Below are 15,550 nucleotides of genomic sequence, written 5' to 3'. Positions count from 1 at the left end.
AGAATCATAGACCACTACGGACATGAGAGCCCTGCCGGTGTTACCAGCGAGGTCGCTAGCGGTAATGATCACGGTGGTTCCTTCCTCACTTACCACGGTAGGAGTGAGAACCGCGGAGAACATGTTTCCCCCATTATAGATCAATGGAACATTACTAACTCCGTTCAGATATGACGCGTCAAGTCTGGCGCTGCTATAATCCAGGTCATCGTTTGGATCTATGATGGTGATGTGGAAGGTGAGAGGTTTGTTCTTGGTACCGATCATCGGCACGGTCCAGCGGTTTCCAATGATCGGAGGGAGGGCTATATCGCTGGCCCCTCCAATTAGATCGGATTGCCACACTATTGAATTGGAATTCTTGTCCACCACGAGCATGGATAGGGAATCGAGAGTGCCATTGTAGCTTTGGTTATAGACCCATACGTCCCCGGTCTCCCATTTTTCATCGGCTATCCCGCCACTGGCGATATACAATTCACCAGTATATGCACCATTAACGAAAATGTAGATGCCTGTGGACCAGTTGTTCAACGTCTGTCCACCTTTATGGGTGACGGAGATGAGGACGCCGTCAATGTCGGCAGATATGCTTGGTTCCAGATCTGTGAAGGTGGCCTCAACGGGGGCGGGCATACTAGTGACAAAGAAAAGTACAGTGGAGAATAAAGAGACGGTGATGGCCAGGATTAATAGGTTACCGATTATATCGGATACTCCGGACCTTGATTTGGATAGCTTCTTGTTGAATTTACTCATGGCGGTCACCGCCTATTGATAGCACGTGCTACTAAGTAATAGTCAGCAAATTACTATTTAACTATTTGTATCCTGGAATTAAATAATAAATTAATACTCTATGCCCTTTCTAGCTTCCAGGCCGCCGTCGTAAGGGTGCTTCTCGACGACCATGACGGTCACCAGGTCCGCCTCCCTCTTCAGTTCCTCGGGGGCGTTCCTCCCAGTACATACGACCTCCACACCACGGTCCCTCTTCCGTAGCATGTTTATCGCATCGTCACATGATATAAGGTCGAAATAGACGGCCACGTTCACCTCGTCCAGTATGACCAGGTCATACTCCCCGGATGCCAGGGTCTCGCGGGAAAATTCCAATGCGTGGCGGGCGCAGTCTAGGTCGTCCTGGCAGTGGCGGCCCTTGACGATCAACTTCCCCGAACCGAATTGGAACACGTCCACGTCCATCTTACGCAATCCGCGAACTTCGCCGTAATCTTCGCCTTTCTTCATGAACTGGATAACGCAGATACGAAGGCCATGGCCCCAGGCGCGCAACGCCAAACCCATGGCAGCGGTGGTCTTACCTTTGCCATCGCCAGTGTATACCTGCAACAGACCCAGCTCGTTCTTTTCCATGCGATCACATACTTCATTAGATTCCAGTAATTTATATATTGCAATCGGGAGTAGGGATTGAGCCCATGATCGAGCTGGAGATAAAGGTGCCCTGCCCGGACCTGAACGGGTTGGAACGCCGACTGAAAGAACTTGGCGCCGAGCACGTCGAGGACCTTGATCAGGAAGACGTATACTTCTCCCACCCAGAACGTGATTTCGGGGTCACGGATGAGGCCCTGAGGCTGAGAAGGGAGAACGACCGATCTCGCATCACCTACAAGGGACCGAAAATGGACGCGGATACAAAGATGCGAGAGGAGATCGAACTGGGCGTGGAGGACCTATCACTCATGTCCTCTGTACTGGAAAGGGTGGGGTTCAAACCGTTTTTACGGGTGGCTAAAAGCCGCACGGTATATTCGTACCAGGATGTGGAGATATGCTTGGACCGGGTGGAAGGTCTGGGTGATTACGTCGAACTGGAGTACGAAGGCGAGGACCTTGTTGCCGGTAAAGAGAAGATCATGCTGTTGAAGCGACAACTTGGCCTAAAAGGGAACGAACGCCGGTCCTATCTTGAACTGATAATGGAAAAATAAGATTGAGAACGCTCACATCGAGCGTATCTTCTCTATGACGAAGTTCTTGATCGCCGGATCATCTGGAATGGTCACGGATTTCTTGAACCGCTCGGTGCCGTCGGGCAGGTAATATCCCCGGGAGAGCGAAATGAACTCGTTCTCACCATCATCGGTGATAGCCTTCTTGCGCGCCACCTCGATGAAGTTGTTGCGGCCAAAGGGGATCTTTTCAGAACTCATTGTAACGAAATCGACTTTTTTACCCGGCGCATCGTCATCCATTGCGGTTGCCTCCATTATATTGCCTATGGAACATTTAGTAAAACTATAAAGGTTTGCTTAGCGCCTTTTCCATACTGGCCTTATTTATGGGTAAAAAAATATTCAGAAACTGAGTTTCAAGGGATGGGGTCTGAATCGACAGTTAAAAATAGAGCGCCCAAGATGAAAGGGGGTATGGACCACGGTGAGCCTCGCACGTGCCCACGTTGCGCGTCGCCTATGCCGCAGGACGCTATGTTCTGCCCTCATTGCGGCATGCCGTTGACATTGCAGGACGAGGCTGCCTCCCGACAGTACGATTATTATGCCCCGCCACCCCGGTTGATCGTACAGAAGAGCAGCATACAGACCGCACGGGAGGTGATACGGGGCATTGGCGCCGTCATGACCTTGATCATTCTGGCCCTGGTGTCCTTAAATGTTGGCATTATGTTATGGGGCATGGGCCTGGTCATTCCCGAGGCTTGGGACAAGACGACCTCGCTCTACGTCGCCCTTCCCTGGCTGGTACGTTTCCTTAGCCTACCTGGCCTGGCATTCGTCATCTTCTACATACTATTGGTGGCCTCGGTGCTGCTATCGTTCGTGTTCATGCTCTACCTGAGCCGGAAGGAGTTCAGTAGGGAATTGCGTTTCCTGCCCACGAAGCACTCCCCCATCTACGTCATCAGCACGTTGTTCATGGCCGTCCTGACGATGAACGCCGCCTATTACCTGACCCTGGGGTTGTTCGGGATCGACCCTTCTAGTGGTGGCACCGCCGGTTCTGAGCTTTGGGAGCTGCTTTACAGCCTTCTGCGTGCTTCTGTCTGGGAGGAGGTAATCTGCCGCATACTTTTCATAGGCCTGCCATTGGCGGTCGTGTACGCGGTAAAGGGAAAAACGGGTCCCTACCGCCGATACATCCTTGGCGGAGGTTTCCAGATAGGATCCTGGGAAAAGTTGTTCCTGATATTTTCCTCGGCCATGTTCGCCTTCGCCCACGTGTTCAGCTGGGACCTTTACAAGGTCCTACCGACCTTCCTGGCCGGACTGGCACTGGGATACCTGTTCCTAAAATATGGCATCTATGCCAGCATCATGTTGCACTTCTTCATCGATTATCTCTCCATGCCCATGGAGGTCTGGCAGGGAGACGGTACCGACCTAGCCATGGGATTGTTCCTGCTGGTGGCCATGATCGTCGGGGCGGTATACCTGATCTACTATTCCATCCGGGGCTTGGAGCTCTTCTGTGGGAGGACCTTCCTGGTGTGGGAGAGCAAGAGACCTTTGGCCGCGTACTATCAGCCGATGGCATCGGCCCAGCCGTACCAACCATATTCCGGACCGGCGTACGGACCCTCGTTCGGTTTCGTCTGCATGAACTGCGGCAGCACCGAGGCTCGCTACCAGGAAGGTCGCTTCGTATGCTCGCGCTGCGGAAAAGATAGTTAATCTCGATCCAAGGAGGAAAGGATGGCAGACAATCTGTCTCGGGATAACAGGGAGCGATCGAACTCCCGAGCCTCGATGACGTATCTCCCCGCATATGGCCGAAACGCCCCTAGCCATTTCCGGAAGTCTGTATTGCCTTCCCCGATCACCAGATGCTGGTCCCGGTCACCGGCGTTGTCGTGTACGTGCATGTTAATGAACCGTTCCTTCATCTCCAGGAAATCGGGGATGTTGCCAACGGTGTTGGCGTGACCTAGGTCGAAGCACGCCCCCAGTTCGGTCCCCTCAAGGAAATGGCACAGCTCCTTAGGGTCTTTCGCCATGGCCACTGGCATCTCTGGCATGTTTTCCAGAGCGGCCCGTATTCCCAGTTCCTTGGTCTTTGCATCTATGGCCTTCATCGATGACTTGGTGGCGGCCACCGCCGCCTCGCGGTCCAGCCTGGCCAGCGGGGAGATGAAACCGGGATGTATGGTCACTAGGTCCACCCCCATCCGGTGTGCGATCTCCAAACAATCCAATACCTCTTTCAGAGACGCCTCCCTGAGCCGGGGATTGAGCCCCCCGATGTTGATGTCGCTCAGAGGGGCATGAATGGAGTACTGAAGATCGTATGAAGGCGACAGTTCAAGGAAATCGTCAATGATATCACGAAGGAAATGCCGCCCTTCGGCAACTATTTCCCATGCTTGGTAATGCTCTGCAACCTTCCCGATGGCGTATGGGAAGTCCCATCTGGAGATATGCGGTGAAGAGATGGCTATCATGGAATTAAACCGTCCACGGTGGATGGAGCCACGTCATCGACGGTCGCCTCCGGGTCCGAAACGATCATAACGACCGTTATGGGGCCGAGCGGGGACCTTCCCTCGGCGAAGCTTATTTTCCCAACGTATGCTGCCTGCTTGTTCAGCTGGAAGATGATCGTTCCCTCTGAAACCCCGCGCAGCATGACCGCTCTGGTGCTGTCCAAGATCCGGTGGTTGCGGATCAGTTCCTTGAAACGGGACAGGTCCTCTGTGCGGCCGATCATTTCATCCCCCTGCGTCGTCATCTCGGCCGCGGGGAAGAGATTCAACAGGGCTTTCCTCACCTTTTCAGGGTCCTCGGTCGGGAACAACCTGGCCCGGGCCACAGTATCAACCATCGAATAATGATATTTGAAGAAACTATTTAAAATGGGGGCGGCATGAGAATCTCGAATGCGCAGCAGGATCGTTGAGGCCTTGGCCAATGATGGTTTCCTTTTGGACCACGAGACCGAGGAGTACATTCTGGGTCAGGACGCCCCATTGCAATTCGCCCGCCAGGTCATATCCCAGATGGTCCACCGCCCATTGGTGGTGACCATGAGGGATGTGCGTACGGTGGTACGGGTTGAGACCCCGCGGCTTACGAGCTTGCCTCGTCCGATGGCCTCAGGGAAGAGAAGGATCGGTGAGGTGGAGGTCCTCCGCGACATCACCTCGCACTCAGAATGCCTGGCCTCGGTAGAGGGTTTCGCCCGATATTTCCAAGATCGGTACGCCTCTCTGCGCCAGATCTTACTGCGTCGTATGGAATTGGCCGGGGCGCAGACCATCCAGAGGGTGTTGGACCCCAACCGGACCTCTGATTCGAACAAGGAGATCAAGGTCATCGGCATGGTCAACGAGGTGCGGACCACGCGCAGCGGGGAGATGATCCTGGATATCGAGGACGATACCGCCCGCTGCACTGTCATGGTACCGAAGGACCATAAATTGATCCAGGACTCGGTATTGCAGGACGAGGTCGTTGGTATCATAGGCAAGCTGACGCAGAAGGACCGTAAGATCATCCTGAAAAAACTGGTCCGTCCCGACGTTCCCATCCGATCGGGGATGGAGGAGAACGATTCTACCACCCAGGTCGCGTTCATGTCCGATGTGCACATAGGCAGCAACACCTTCTTGGAGGAACGTTGGAGGAACATGATCTCCTGGCTAAAGGATGAGGCCGAAGATCTGAACCTGCAGTACATCGTGATCCCCGGTGATTGCGTGGACGGCGTAGGCATCTTCCCAGGTCAGGAGGAGGAGCTGCTCATCGAGGACATAATAGATCAGTACAAGGCCTTGGCCGAGCACCTTAAGGAGGTACCGGACAACATCCGTATCGTCATGCAGCCTGGGAACCATGACATGGTGCGTCCGGCGGAGCCTCAGCCAGCGTTGAACGGTGAGGTAAGTAGGCTCTTCGATTCCAACATCATGCAGATCGGGAACCCAGCGTATCTGCGTATAGAGGGGCGGACCATCCTATCCTACCATGGGAAGAGCTTCGATGACATGGTCAACGGCATCAAAGGTCTGTCATACTCCCAACCGCTGAAGGCCATGGAGGAAATGCTGAAGCGGCGGCACTTGGCACCCACTTACGGAGGGAAGACCCCTTTCGCCCCGGAGAGGCGGGACTATCTGGTGATCGACGAGGTGCCAGACATCTTCGTCACCGGTCACGTTCACGGTGCCGGCGTGTCATCATATAACGGAATCCGCCTCATCAATGCCTCGACATGGCAGGACCAGACCTCCTTTCAGAAGATGCATAACTTCGTGCCGGACCCGGCCAAGTTGACCCTGGTGAATCTGGGTACCGGGAAGCCCTCGTTAGCTGCTTTCTGATGGGCAATGTTTTTAATATACATCCCCTGCTTGGAAGTTAATGCCCCCAGCCCCACCCTGTGTAGAGGATGGTAGCGATCTTTTTATCGATAATCTGAAACGCGGGAATGAACGATGGAGAGCGTCATACCCAGGGCAGCCACGGTTCAATGGCTCGGCCAAGGCTGTGATATTGACCTGCATGGATTCCAGAATACCTCCTTTGGAGATGCTAGGGCTTTCCCCGGGCGAGGTGTTCATCGTGAGGAACGCGGGTAATTCCGTAACCGCGGATGCGCTGCGCTCCCTGATAATATGCCTGACCATAATGGAATGCCGGAAGGTGCTGGTGGTCGGCCATAGCCAGTGCGGCATGAGCTGTCCGACCGGTCTTGACGATCGGGTGATAGAACTTGTCGATGAGGAGGAATTAATACAGCGCCTGGGGACCCATAATGAAAACCTTCGTGACTGGTTCGGGTTTCATCATCTCACCGACGAGGAATGGGTACTGCGCCAGGTAGGGGAGCTTCGCTTCACTCTGAAAAAGGTGCTGCCGAGGACCGAGGTCGATGTCCTGGGTGCGATATACCACCTTGAGGACGGACGTTTGGACCTGTTGTAGGCTCAACCGTCCCAGAATATGACGATGAGAAAGTACCCTAAGAGCAACATTAAAAGGGAAATAAGCCAGGTCCACCTTATCAGGCGGGCCTTTTTCTCCGGAGTTCCGAAGAGCTTTAAAATGATTCTTTCGATGTTCATCCTTGGGCTTCCGCCTTCTGCTTGATGCGCTTCAGCCGGAAGGTGTTCTCCCTCTCCATCTCTTCGAGGCGCAAACGGATGAAGGCCTGGGCCTCCTCCAGCTCGGGGATGACCTTGAACTCCAGAGCGTTGACCCGGCGTTTGGTCTTCTCGACCTCGTCCAGCAGTTTCTTCATGGTGGTCTCGATCTCCGCCGCCTCGATGACCGTCTCCACCAAGTTCTCGAAGGACTTGGCCGCCTCGTCAATGTAGACGGAAGTACCGATAACGCCGTAACCGCGCTGGTCCATGGGAGTGCGGATCGAGGTGGCCTCGATCTCCGGGACCACGATACCCATGATGTTCTTGGAGCGTAGTGACAGTTCCGGGTGGGTCTTGAGAGCGAATGCGGAGCTCTGCACCGCGATCGCGCCGTCGACCGCCTTGGCCACAGCTATGCGCTCCATCGCTTCCTGGTAATCATGGTTGACCTTCTCCCTGATGTCCTTGGCCTGCTCCAGGATCTTGAAGAACTCAAGGATCAGCCCGTCCCTCTTCATCTTGAGGATCTTATAGCCGGACTTGGTCCGCTTGATCTTCTTCTTGATCTCCAGGAGCTCGGAGCGGGTTGGTTTGACGTCGGCGGTTGGCATCCTTATTCCTTCTTGCGGTACTTCGGATGGTACTTCTCGATGTACTTACGGTCGATCCTGGTCAGCTGCCTCTCGTCCAGGGACGCTAGCAGATCCCACATCAGGTCCAAGGTACCTTCGATGGTGCGGTCCTCTTCCTTGCCTTGCTTAACGATGCGCTTCTCGAACATGTCAGCAAAGTCCAGGAAATGTCGGTCCCTCTCGGAGAGAGCTTCCTTTCCAACGATGGCCACGAGTCCGCGCAGATCGCGTCCTTCCGCATAGGCGGCGTAGCACTGATCGGAGACGGCCTTGTGGTCTTCCCTGGTACGTCCCTTGCCGATACCTTCGTTCATCAAACGGGAAAGGGAGGAACCGACGTCGATGGGCGGGTAGATGCCCGCTCTCAACAGTTCCCTCTTGGCCACGATCTGACCCTCGGTGATGTACCCGGTCAGGTCGGGGATCGGATGGGTGATATCATCACCTGGCATGGACAGGATGGGGATCTGTGTGATGCTTCCCTTCTTGCCCTTGATCCTACCGGCGCGCTCGTACAGCATCGCCAGATCGGTGTACATGTACCCCGGATAACCACGTCGGCCGGGCACCTCCTCACGGGCGGCGCCGATCTGCCTCAGCGCCTCACAATAGTTCGTAAGGTCGGTCAGGATGACCAACACGTGCATGTCCAAGGTGAATGCCAGGTACTCCGCGGTGGTTAACGCTAAACGAGGGGTGATGATCCTTTCGATGGCGGGATCGTCGGCCAGGTTCAAGAACACCACCGCCCTCTTCAGAGCGCCGGTCCTCTCGAAGTCCTTCATGAAATACTGAGCTTCCTCGGCGGTAATTCCCATGGCGGCGAACACCACGGCGAAGTCTTCGGTGGACCCGAGCACCTTCGCCTGACGAGCGATCTGAAGAGCGATCTCGTTGTGAGGCAGACCAGACCCGGAGAAGATGGGCAGCTTCTGCCCCCTGACCAGGGTGTTCATGCCGTCGATGGTGGATATGCCGGTCTGAATGAACTCGGACGGGTTGTCGCGAGCCCAGGGGTTGATGGCGGCACCGACGATGTCCAGACGGTCCTCTGGCACTATGGCCGGACCTCCGTCCAACGGCTTACCGGAACCGGACAAGATCCTGCCCAGCATGTCCTTGGACACCGGCATCTTCATGGTCTCGCCCAAGAATCGGGCGCCTGCCGTCCGGGGGATGCCTGAGGTTCCCTCGAACATCTGAATGACGACCACGGTGTCGGAACTGTCCAGCACCTGTCCCATCCTTTCTGTGCCGTCAGGCAGGGTGACCACGGCCAGCTCGTTGTATCCTACAGGCTCGGTCTTCTCCACGAAGACCAGCGGCCCGGCGATCTGCGTGATCGAGCGGTATTCCTTGGATGTCATTTACTTACCTCCCAGGGCTTCGAACTCCTTGTCCATGGTCTCGGCGATGGCCTTCAGCTCGTCGTCGATGTTATCCTCGAACTTGGACTTGGCCATACGGTTCCTGATGGCCATATTGGCTATGTCTTCCACCGGCACCTCGTTCTCCACCGCCTTGTTGGCGTTGATCGAGAAACGGTTGATGAGCTTAAGGTAGGTGTACTGCCTGGCCATCGGCGAATAGGTGTCCACGGGGTGATAGGCGTTCTGCTGCAGGAATATCTCGCGTATCATCCTGGTGATCTCCAGGGTCAGCTTCTGCTCCTCGGGGAGGGCATCAGACCCGACCAGCTGTACGATCTCCTGCAGTTCGGCCTCCTTCTGCAACAGTTCAATGGCCCAGTTACGCAGCTCGGGGAAGTCCTCGGCCACGTTCTTCTTGTACCATCCGTCCAGCTGTCCTGAGTACAGAGAGTACGAGGTCAACCAGTTGATGGCGGGGAAATGCCTCCTCTCCCTCAACTTAGTATCCAGGGCCCAGAACACACGGACGATGCGCAAGGTGTTCTGCGTGATCGGCTCGCTCAAATCTCCACCAGGCGGGGAAACTGCCCCGACCACGGAGATGGACCCGTTGCCACCGGATAGGGTGACGACCTTGCCGGCCCTCTCGTAGAACTCGGAAAGCCTAGCGGACAGGTAAGCGGGGTATCCTTCCTCACCTGGCATTTCTTCCAGACGAGAGGATATCTCCCTCATGGCCTCTGCCCATCTGGAGGTCGAGTCGGCCATCAATGAGACGTTAAGACCCATATCACGGAAGTATTCGGCGATGGTCATACCGGTGTAGACGCTTGCTTCACGAGCAGCCACGGGCATGTTCGAGGTGTTGGCGATGAGCACGGTCCTGTTCATCAGCGGCTTGCCGGACTTGGGATCCACCAGTTCTGGGAAGGAGGTCAGCACCTCGGTCATCTCGTTGCCGCGTTCGCCGCAACCGATGTAGACCACTATTTCGGCATCGGACCATTTAGCCAGCTGCTGCTGGGTAACGGTCTTGCCGGTACCGAAACCGCCCGGGATGGCGCCAGTGCCCCCCTTGGTCAGAGGGAACAACGTGTCCAGCACCCTCTGTCCGGTGATGAGCGGCTCGTCGGGGGCCATCTTCTTTCCGAACGGCCGACCGCGCCTTACGGGCCACTTCTGCATCATGCGGACCTCTTTGCCGTCGATGACGGCCACGATGTCGTCCACAGTGAAGTCGCCCTGTTTGATCATGTCAACTTGACCATTGATGCCCGGGGGTACCATGACCTTGTGGGTGATGGCCCTTTCCGGTACGGTTCCGATGGTCTGTCCCGCCTCCACCTTGTCGCCCTGCTTCACCACGGGGGTGAAGGGCCACTTGGTACTGTGGTCCAGTCCAGGAGCCGTAACTCCTCTCTCAATGAAATTGCCCATCTTTTCCATCAAGACCGGCAACGGTCTCTGGATACCATCATACACGCTTCCCAGGAGACCAGGGCCCAGCTCTGCTACGAGGGGCTGTCCAGTATCGACGACCTTCTCTCCCGGTCGCACGCCTGAGGTATCCTCATACACCTGAATGACGGTCTTATCGCCCACGATCTTGATGACCTCTCCCATGAGCTGCTCCTTGCCCACCAGGATAACGTCATACATTCTAGGCGAAATGCCGACCGCCGTAACGACAGGCCCTGCAACTCTATAGATCACGCCTTCCTTTCCCATGTCATACCCCTCAATTAGTTTTGTACAGATCAACGCCGATAGCTCGTTTGACCTTCTCTCTCAGGTCGCTCTCGGCCTTACCCACCATCACCACGACGGGGGCAATGCTTTCCATTACCTTCCTCCGGGCGTTGGGGCTCATGAGCTCCATGTCGGAGGAATCGATCGCTAACACGCCAATAGTGCTGTCGTTGATGAGCTCCAGAACCTTGGCCTCGTAATCGTTGGGCTTGGTAGTGTAGATACGCTTCACTCCACCCAATCGGAAGCCCAGAACGAACTCGTTGTTGCCTAAGATAGCAATGTCCATTACATCACCAACAGCTTCTTTATCTGGTCCGGTGCCAGATCGCTCTCTTTGCATCTCGCGATTATCCTGATGTTGTCCACTTCCTGCTTCTTTCTCAACATGTAGTCCATGATGGGTAGGACGGACAACGGATAGATGTGCGAGAACTTCTGGGTACGCTTCAGGAGGTGCTTCTGCATAGCGAGGCCTACCGAACTCAGAGAGTCGGTCTGCTTCATCTCCTCCAATGCGTCCTTGATATCCATGTAAAATGAATACTTGGTCAGTTCGCTCACCAGACGGTCCATGGTCTCCACTTTGCTAAGCTCGACCAACGCCTTAATCTGCAGCTCTTCTCCGCCCTCGATGAAGTACTTTTCCGGGTTCTCCGGGGTAAGCCCCTCCTTCTTGAGCTTCATTAGGGTCATCAAATTGGTGACGTCCACCTCTTTGCGGAGGAACTGCTTGAACAGCTGCTCGGCCTTGTCCCGGCACTTTACACAGGCAAGTACCTCAGCGTAGTATAGTTTGTCCAAATAATCCTCGATGGGGGCCAAGGTCATGGTCTCCTGGTATTCCTTGACGACCTCGTCGGGAATACCCAGTCCTTCCTTGTTCCTCAGCTCCTTAAGGACCGCTTCCACGTCCTCGAGGGATATCAGTGTGTTAATGAACTCCTCGTCGAACTTCCCCGCAGCGACTATGTCCTCTTGGATCTCCTCCGTGGAGGCGCCATAGTATTTCCCGCGAAGCACGGTCTTGATGTTCCACACATCCCAGCGCATCAGGTAGCGCTCCAGCATCTCGCGGAGGTTCCCTTTGCTATAGCCCAGTATGTCCGTGAACACCCTGGCTAAATTCCTGCTGGTGCCGAGCTCGATTAGATTGACGCCGTCGTACTTGGTGGCCAGTTCGGTCATTTCGACCTGATACTGGGTTTCACCAAGGAAGCGGCCGATCTCGTTCAGGTCCATCAGCATTAGCTTGGGGTAGTTGTCCTTCGAGATCAGCAGGCTCTTCTTCGCTTTGACCCTGGCGGTCACGTATGGATAATTACCCTTGCTAACCCAAATAGACAACATCCTTTCACCCGAACAATATATTTGAGACGTTCTTCAGTTCCTTGTCCCAAACATTTCCCAGGAGTACCCGGAAGCGGCAGTCCAACCGAACATTGCCCGAGGCATCCTCTATGATGACCCCGGCCTCCATGTCGGTTTCTTCCACCTTTACCAACCCGGTCACCGCACTGATCAATTTGGACTCGCCCCGGGGGCAATATACTTTGGGAGACTGGATGACGGACTTTCCGCTCTCCAGTATCTTGCGATACATTCTACCACGGTTGCCTTCGTCCATGTTGAGCAGTGAGCTAAGGGCTACCTGGAACGATCGGTCCATGACGTCCTTCTTGGCGTTCAGGACTATCCTTTTCGCTTCGAGCTCGGCACTGGATATCTCCTGTTGTTTGAGGCGCTTTAGAGCGATCTCCATCTCCTTCTGCTGGGCCAGCTTCTTGGAGCTGATCTTCTCGTCCGCCTGTTGGAGGATGGTTCGCTTCTCCTTCTCCGCCTGTTGGATGAACTTCCCAGCATTAGCTCGGGCGCCCTCCATTATGTTTTCAACTACAGTATCCAATGCCATGCGTCGGCCTCTTACCTTTTGTGCGTTCCTTTACGTTCCGCTGCGTTCACATGTTGAGCCAAAGCAGAATCGCTACGACCATACCGAAGATGACGATAGTCTCTGGAATGACGGTCAGGATAAGTCCCTTACCGAAGAGCTTCTCGTTCTCGGCCATGGCGCCTATGGCGGCGGAACCGATCTCCTTCTCCGCCCAGGCGGATGCCAAACCAGTCACACCAATTGCGATTCCAGCACTAAGCGCTATTAAACCACTGTCTGCCATTTTTACTCACCTACTCCTTTTTTCTCTACTGTGTACTTACGAATCACTTTCAAAGGTTTGAATTCAACACCGCCGCCCTCGTAGAACTTCATGAAGAGCTCTACGTAGTGCAACCTGAGGCTGTGCAGCCCCGCGGATATGATAGCCAATATGAAGATGGTCAGATGACCGATCGCAAATATGGCCAATGCGGCGATGAACATGATGATGTCCCCACTGTTGGACCCTAAGATCTCCGGGTTGTGACCGAAGATGTACTCCCAGGCTATGGTGTTAAAGGCCAGTGCTAGACCGGCCTTGGACATTCCTATCGCTCCGAGACGAGTATATGATATGATGTTGCCCATCAATCCGGGCAGCTCCAATATGGCGCCAGCTCCCTCACCCATATAGGCCAGGACGACCCCTACGAGCATGAGAGGTACGGCGATCAGAATGCGCAGATCGGTGATCTCCACCGCTACGCCCCTGATCATGGCATCCACGATGAAGAGCAGCAAAAGCGCGCCACCGATGACGATCAGAAGCCAGCTGAAGCGCTCTTTGATCGCGTGACCCAAACCGTAACGGATGGACTTGTTGTAGAAGCCTATGCAGTATCCCATGAACAGGTGGATCAGACCGATCCACACGGTCATGTACAGGATCTCCCGCACATTGTGCAGCTTACTGTATATGCCGATAGGTAGCTCGAACCCGGCTACACTGAACTCGTGTGGCAGTTGAACACCCAGCAACGAGGACCAGCTGATGTCCTCGGGTTGCAATGCAAAGTGCATTCCTAAGGCCTCCCCGAACAGGAAGAAGCCGAATACAGTGGCCCAAATTCCTCCGAAGAACAATAATGTGGAGATGATCCTCCATTCGTCGGAGGTGCACTTCTTGAGACCTAGTGCGCCCAAGATAATGAACGGTATTCCGTAACCCATGTCCCCGATCATCAGCCCAAAGAATAGGGGGAGAGTGATCATCATGACCGCGGTAGGGTCGATCTCCCGGTATTTGGGCATGGAGAGCAATCTGGTCAAGAACTCGAACTTCTTGGCCGTCTTACCATTCTCCAGCTTGGTGGGGATCTCCTCCTCTTGCTCGACCTCATCACCATGGGCATGCGTCTCTTTGCGGGACATGACCCCCAGCGATTCCAGGTGGACCCTGCCACCAAGCTTCTCAGAGATGACCTTCTCCACCTTGGGCATGTCCTCGGTTGGGATCCATGCATCCATGACGAACGTATAATCAGTAGTGCCTACCCGCAATGGGGTCTCGGCCTTTTCCACTATTATGCTGAGGTGCTCGTCGGCCGCCCTTACGAAGGAGGCGTGCTTCTCTCTGAGCTCTTCCAGCTTCTTGACCGAGTCCTCCATCCCCCCCTTAAGGGTGACCAGCTCGTCATCGGCCTTGGCCAACAGATCTTGTGGTGATCCGCCCCCAGCAGGTACGGTCACCTCTGTGAAACCGAATTGGACCAAGACCTTCTGGGCCTCTTCGGCCAGAGCATTAGGTACGAATAAAGCGACGAATCCCTTGTCTTCGGAAAGGAATAGCTCGTACTGGGGCAAAGCGGCCTTCAGTGCGACGGTGGGGTCTCCACGGACCTTTCCGGTGAAGACCTTCAATGAATCGTAATCTCGGTAAAGTTCTAGGTTTAAAGGGATGCCCTGGAAGTACTGCATGACGGCCTTCTCGGCCTCAAGCTCGTTCATTCGGACCTGGAAGTTGTTCTTGGACTCCATGGCACCGGTCATCTCTCCCTCTAGCTCGATAAGGGTAGCTGAGAGCTCCTCTTCGATCTTGGCCACGTCCATCTGGTCCTTGACCTCCAGCGACTCTAGGTCGAGGTCTTTTTCCAGGGACCGAAGCTTCAGGAGCTTCTGTGAGGCATCGGATGAGGCTGGCAATGGCGCCCCGAGACTGAATCCAACCTCGTCAGCGCTGAAATCGATGAGATGGGCTGATTCCAACTGGTATAGGACCTCGATGGTGTCCTTCAATGCCCCTCTGGACCCTACGATGAGGACCCTATTCATTCCTTTTGGCAGCAACATCTAAAGTCCTCTCGAAGCCTTGCATCAGATGGGTGATAACATCGGGGACCTTGGCGTCAGCCTTGACCTTGATGGCCGCAGCCTCGTCCTTCCCCTTGTTCAGGTAGGTCTGCCTCTCGGCCGCGATTGTCTCGCGTTCCTTAGCGAACCTAGCGTCGAACTCAGTTCTAAGCTTCTCATCGGCTTCGTTCATATGGGTGGCGGCCTCTCTTCTAGCGGAGGATATGATGGTCCTCTGCTTCTCTTCCGCCTCCTTGACGATCTGCTGCGCCTTAGCCTCGGCGTCCTTTACTTGAAGAAGAATGTCAGATCTATTCACAGGCGTCTCCCCGGAAGGTTAGTCTGGGAATTTAATCAAAGTATATAAACCATTTGTTAATTTGTACCCTGGACGCTGATAAAATTTAATTATGAGCGACAAATCTATGATTCCTTACAGGAATATTAAATCAGAATCCAGTGTTATCGTTCTAATAATTAATATTAGAATCGAACCTTTATGATA

19 protein-coding genes are annotated in these 15,550 nt (G+C 54.5%); 4 read left to right on the top strand and 15 right to left on the bottom strand.

The window, feature by feature from the left end; genetic code table 11:
- A partial coding sequence (locus VMW85_07495; GenBank protein ID HUT27871.1) for a type IV pilin N-terminal domain-containing protein occupies window positions 1-759 on the bottom strand: 759 nt, incomplete at its 3' end.
- Window positions 760-849: 90 nt separating this feature from the next.
- Window positions 850-1,377 (bottom strand): cob(I)yrinic acid a,c-diamide adenosyltransferase, encoded by a 528-nt coding sequence (gene cobO / locus VMW85_07490; GenBank protein ID HUT27870.1) that lies wholly within the window; start codon window positions 1,375-1,377, stop codon window positions 850-852.
- A gap of 65 nt (window positions 1,378-1,442) precedes the next feature.
- Here cobO and cyaB point away from each other — a divergent pair, with 65 nt between their 5' ends.
- Window positions 1,443-1,958, top strand: a complete 516-nt coding sequence (cyaB, locus tag VMW85_07485; GenBank protein HUT27869.1) for a class IV adenylate cyclase — start codon at window positions 1,443-1,445, stop codon at window positions 1,956-1,958.
- A 12-nt stretch (window positions 1,959-1,970) separates the two neighbouring features.
- On the opposite strand, the gene VMW85_07480 is transcribed toward cyaB, so the two are convergent.
- Window positions 1,971-2,222, bottom strand: coding sequence for a hypothetical protein (locus VMW85_07480; GenBank protein HUT27868.1), 252 nt, complete (start codon window positions 2,220-2,222; stop codon window positions 1,971-1,973).
- A gap of 162 nt (window positions 2,223-2,384) precedes the next feature.
- Between VMW85_07480 and VMW85_07475 the strand changes: the two genes are divergently transcribed.
- Window positions 2,385-3,659, top strand: a complete 1,275-nt coding sequence (locus VMW85_07475; protein HUT27867.1) for a CPBP family glutamic-type intramembrane protease — start codon at window positions 2,385-2,387, stop codon at window positions 3,657-3,659.
- On the opposite strand, the gene VMW85_07470 is transcribed toward VMW85_07475, so the two are convergent.
- A complete protein-coding gene (locus tag VMW85_07470) occupies window positions 3,656-4,426 on the bottom strand; it encodes a sugar phosphate isomerase/epimerase family protein (protein ID HUT27866.1) in 771 nt (256 codons plus the stop codon). The two genes, VMW85_07475 and VMW85_07470, sit on opposite strands and share 4 nt — an antisense overlap.
- Window positions 4,423-4,806 (bottom strand): RNA-binding domain-containing protein, encoded by a 384-nt coding sequence (locus tag VMW85_07465; GenBank protein ID HUT27865.1) that lies wholly within the window; start codon window positions 4,804-4,806, stop codon window positions 4,423-4,425. The genes VMW85_07470 and VMW85_07465 overlap by 4 nt, the downstream gene beginning before the upstream one ends.
- Window positions 4,807-4,861: 55 nt before the next feature.
- Here VMW85_07465 and VMW85_07460 point away from each other — a divergent pair, with 55 nt between their 5' ends.
- Together VMW85_07460 and VMW85_07455 are read left to right on the top strand one after the other, a co-directional pair.
- The gene (locus VMW85_07460) at window positions 4,862-6,304 is read left to right on the top strand and encodes a DNA-directed DNA polymerase II small subunit (protein ID HUT27864.1); all 1,443 of its coding nucleotides are present in this window, start codon (window positions 4,862-4,864) and stop codon (window positions 6,302-6,304) included.
- Window positions 6,305-6,344: 40 nt separating this feature from the next.
- Complete coding sequence (locus VMW85_07455) at window positions 6,345-6,908, top strand: carbonic anhydrase (protein ID HUT27863.1); 564 nt, start codon at window positions 6,345-6,347, stop codon at window positions 6,906-6,908.
- A gap of 2 nt (window positions 6,909-6,910) precedes the next feature.
- Here VMW85_07455 and VMW85_07450 read toward each other — a convergent pair whose 3' ends face one another.
- Genes VMW85_07450 through VMW85_07405 form a run of 10 tightly spaced genes read right to left on the bottom strand, consistent with a single transcriptional unit; the run spans window position 6,911 to window position 15,364 of the window.
- Window positions 6,911-7,048: a hypothetical protein gene (locus VMW85_07450; GenBank protein HUT27862.1), complete on the bottom strand. Its 138-nt coding sequence runs from the start codon at window positions 7,046-7,048 to the stop codon at window positions 6,911-6,913.
- The gene (locus VMW85_07445; protein HUT27861.1) at window positions 7,045-7,680 is read right to left on the bottom strand and encodes a V-type ATP synthase subunit D; all 636 of its coding nucleotides are present in this window, start codon (window positions 7,678-7,680) and stop codon (window positions 7,045-7,047) included. Before VMW85_07445 ends, VMW85_07450 begins: the two co-directional genes overlap by 4 nt.
- Window positions 7,681-7,682: 2 nt before the next feature.
- Window positions 7,683-9,068 (bottom strand): V-type ATP synthase subunit B, encoded by a 1,386-nt coding sequence (locus VMW85_07440; protein HUT27860.1) that lies wholly within the window; start codon window positions 9,066-9,068, stop codon window positions 7,683-7,685.
- On the bottom strand, window positions 9,069-10,799 hold the full coding sequence (locus VMW85_07435) for a V-type ATP synthase subunit A (protein ID HUT27859.1): 1,731 nt from the start codon (window positions 10,797-10,799) through the stop codon (window positions 9,069-9,071).
- Between the two features lie 10 nt (window positions 10,800-10,809).
- Complete coding sequence (locus tag VMW85_07430; protein ID HUT27858.1) at window positions 10,810-11,109, bottom strand: V-type ATP synthase subunit F; 300 nt, start codon at window positions 11,107-11,109, stop codon at window positions 10,810-10,812.
- Window positions 11,109-12,170: an ATP synthase A1 subunit C gene (ahaC, locus tag VMW85_07425; GenBank protein ID HUT27857.1), complete on the bottom strand. Its 1,062-nt coding sequence runs from the start codon at window positions 12,168-12,170 to the stop codon at window positions 11,109-11,111. Before ahaC ends, VMW85_07430 begins: the two co-directional genes overlap by 1 nt.
- A gap of 4 nt (window positions 12,171-12,174) precedes the next feature.
- Complete coding sequence (locus tag VMW85_07420; GenBank protein ID HUT27856.1) at window positions 12,175-12,732, bottom strand: V-type ATP synthase subunit E family protein; 558 nt, start codon at window positions 12,730-12,732, stop codon at window positions 12,175-12,177.
- A gap of 46 nt (window positions 12,733-12,778) precedes the next feature.
- The gene (locus tag VMW85_07415; protein HUT27855.1) at window positions 12,779-12,997 is read right to left on the bottom strand and encodes an ATPase; all 219 of its coding nucleotides are present in this window, start codon (window positions 12,995-12,997) and stop codon (window positions 12,779-12,781) included.
- Between the two features lie 2 nt (window positions 12,998-12,999).
- Window positions 13,000-15,045: a V-type ATP synthase subunit I gene (locus VMW85_07410; protein HUT27854.1), complete on the bottom strand. Its 2,046-nt coding sequence runs from the start codon at window positions 15,043-15,045 to the stop codon at window positions 13,000-13,002.
- On the bottom strand, window positions 15,020-15,364 hold the full coding sequence (locus VMW85_07405; GenBank protein HUT27853.1) for a hypothetical protein: 345 nt from the start codon (window positions 15,362-15,364) through the stop codon (window positions 15,020-15,022). The genes VMW85_07410 and VMW85_07405 overlap by 26 nt, the downstream gene beginning before the upstream one ends.
- Window positions 15,365-15,550 lie beyond the last annotated feature (186 nt).

The organism is Methanomassiliicoccales archaeon (assembly GCA_035527755.1).
Classification (GTDB): domain Archaea; phylum Thermoplasmatota; class Thermoplasmata; order Methanomassiliicoccales; family UBA472; genus UBA472.
The sequence above is the reverse complement of the archived record's forward strand: the minus strand, read 5'-3'. Positions and strand labels throughout refer to the sequence as shown.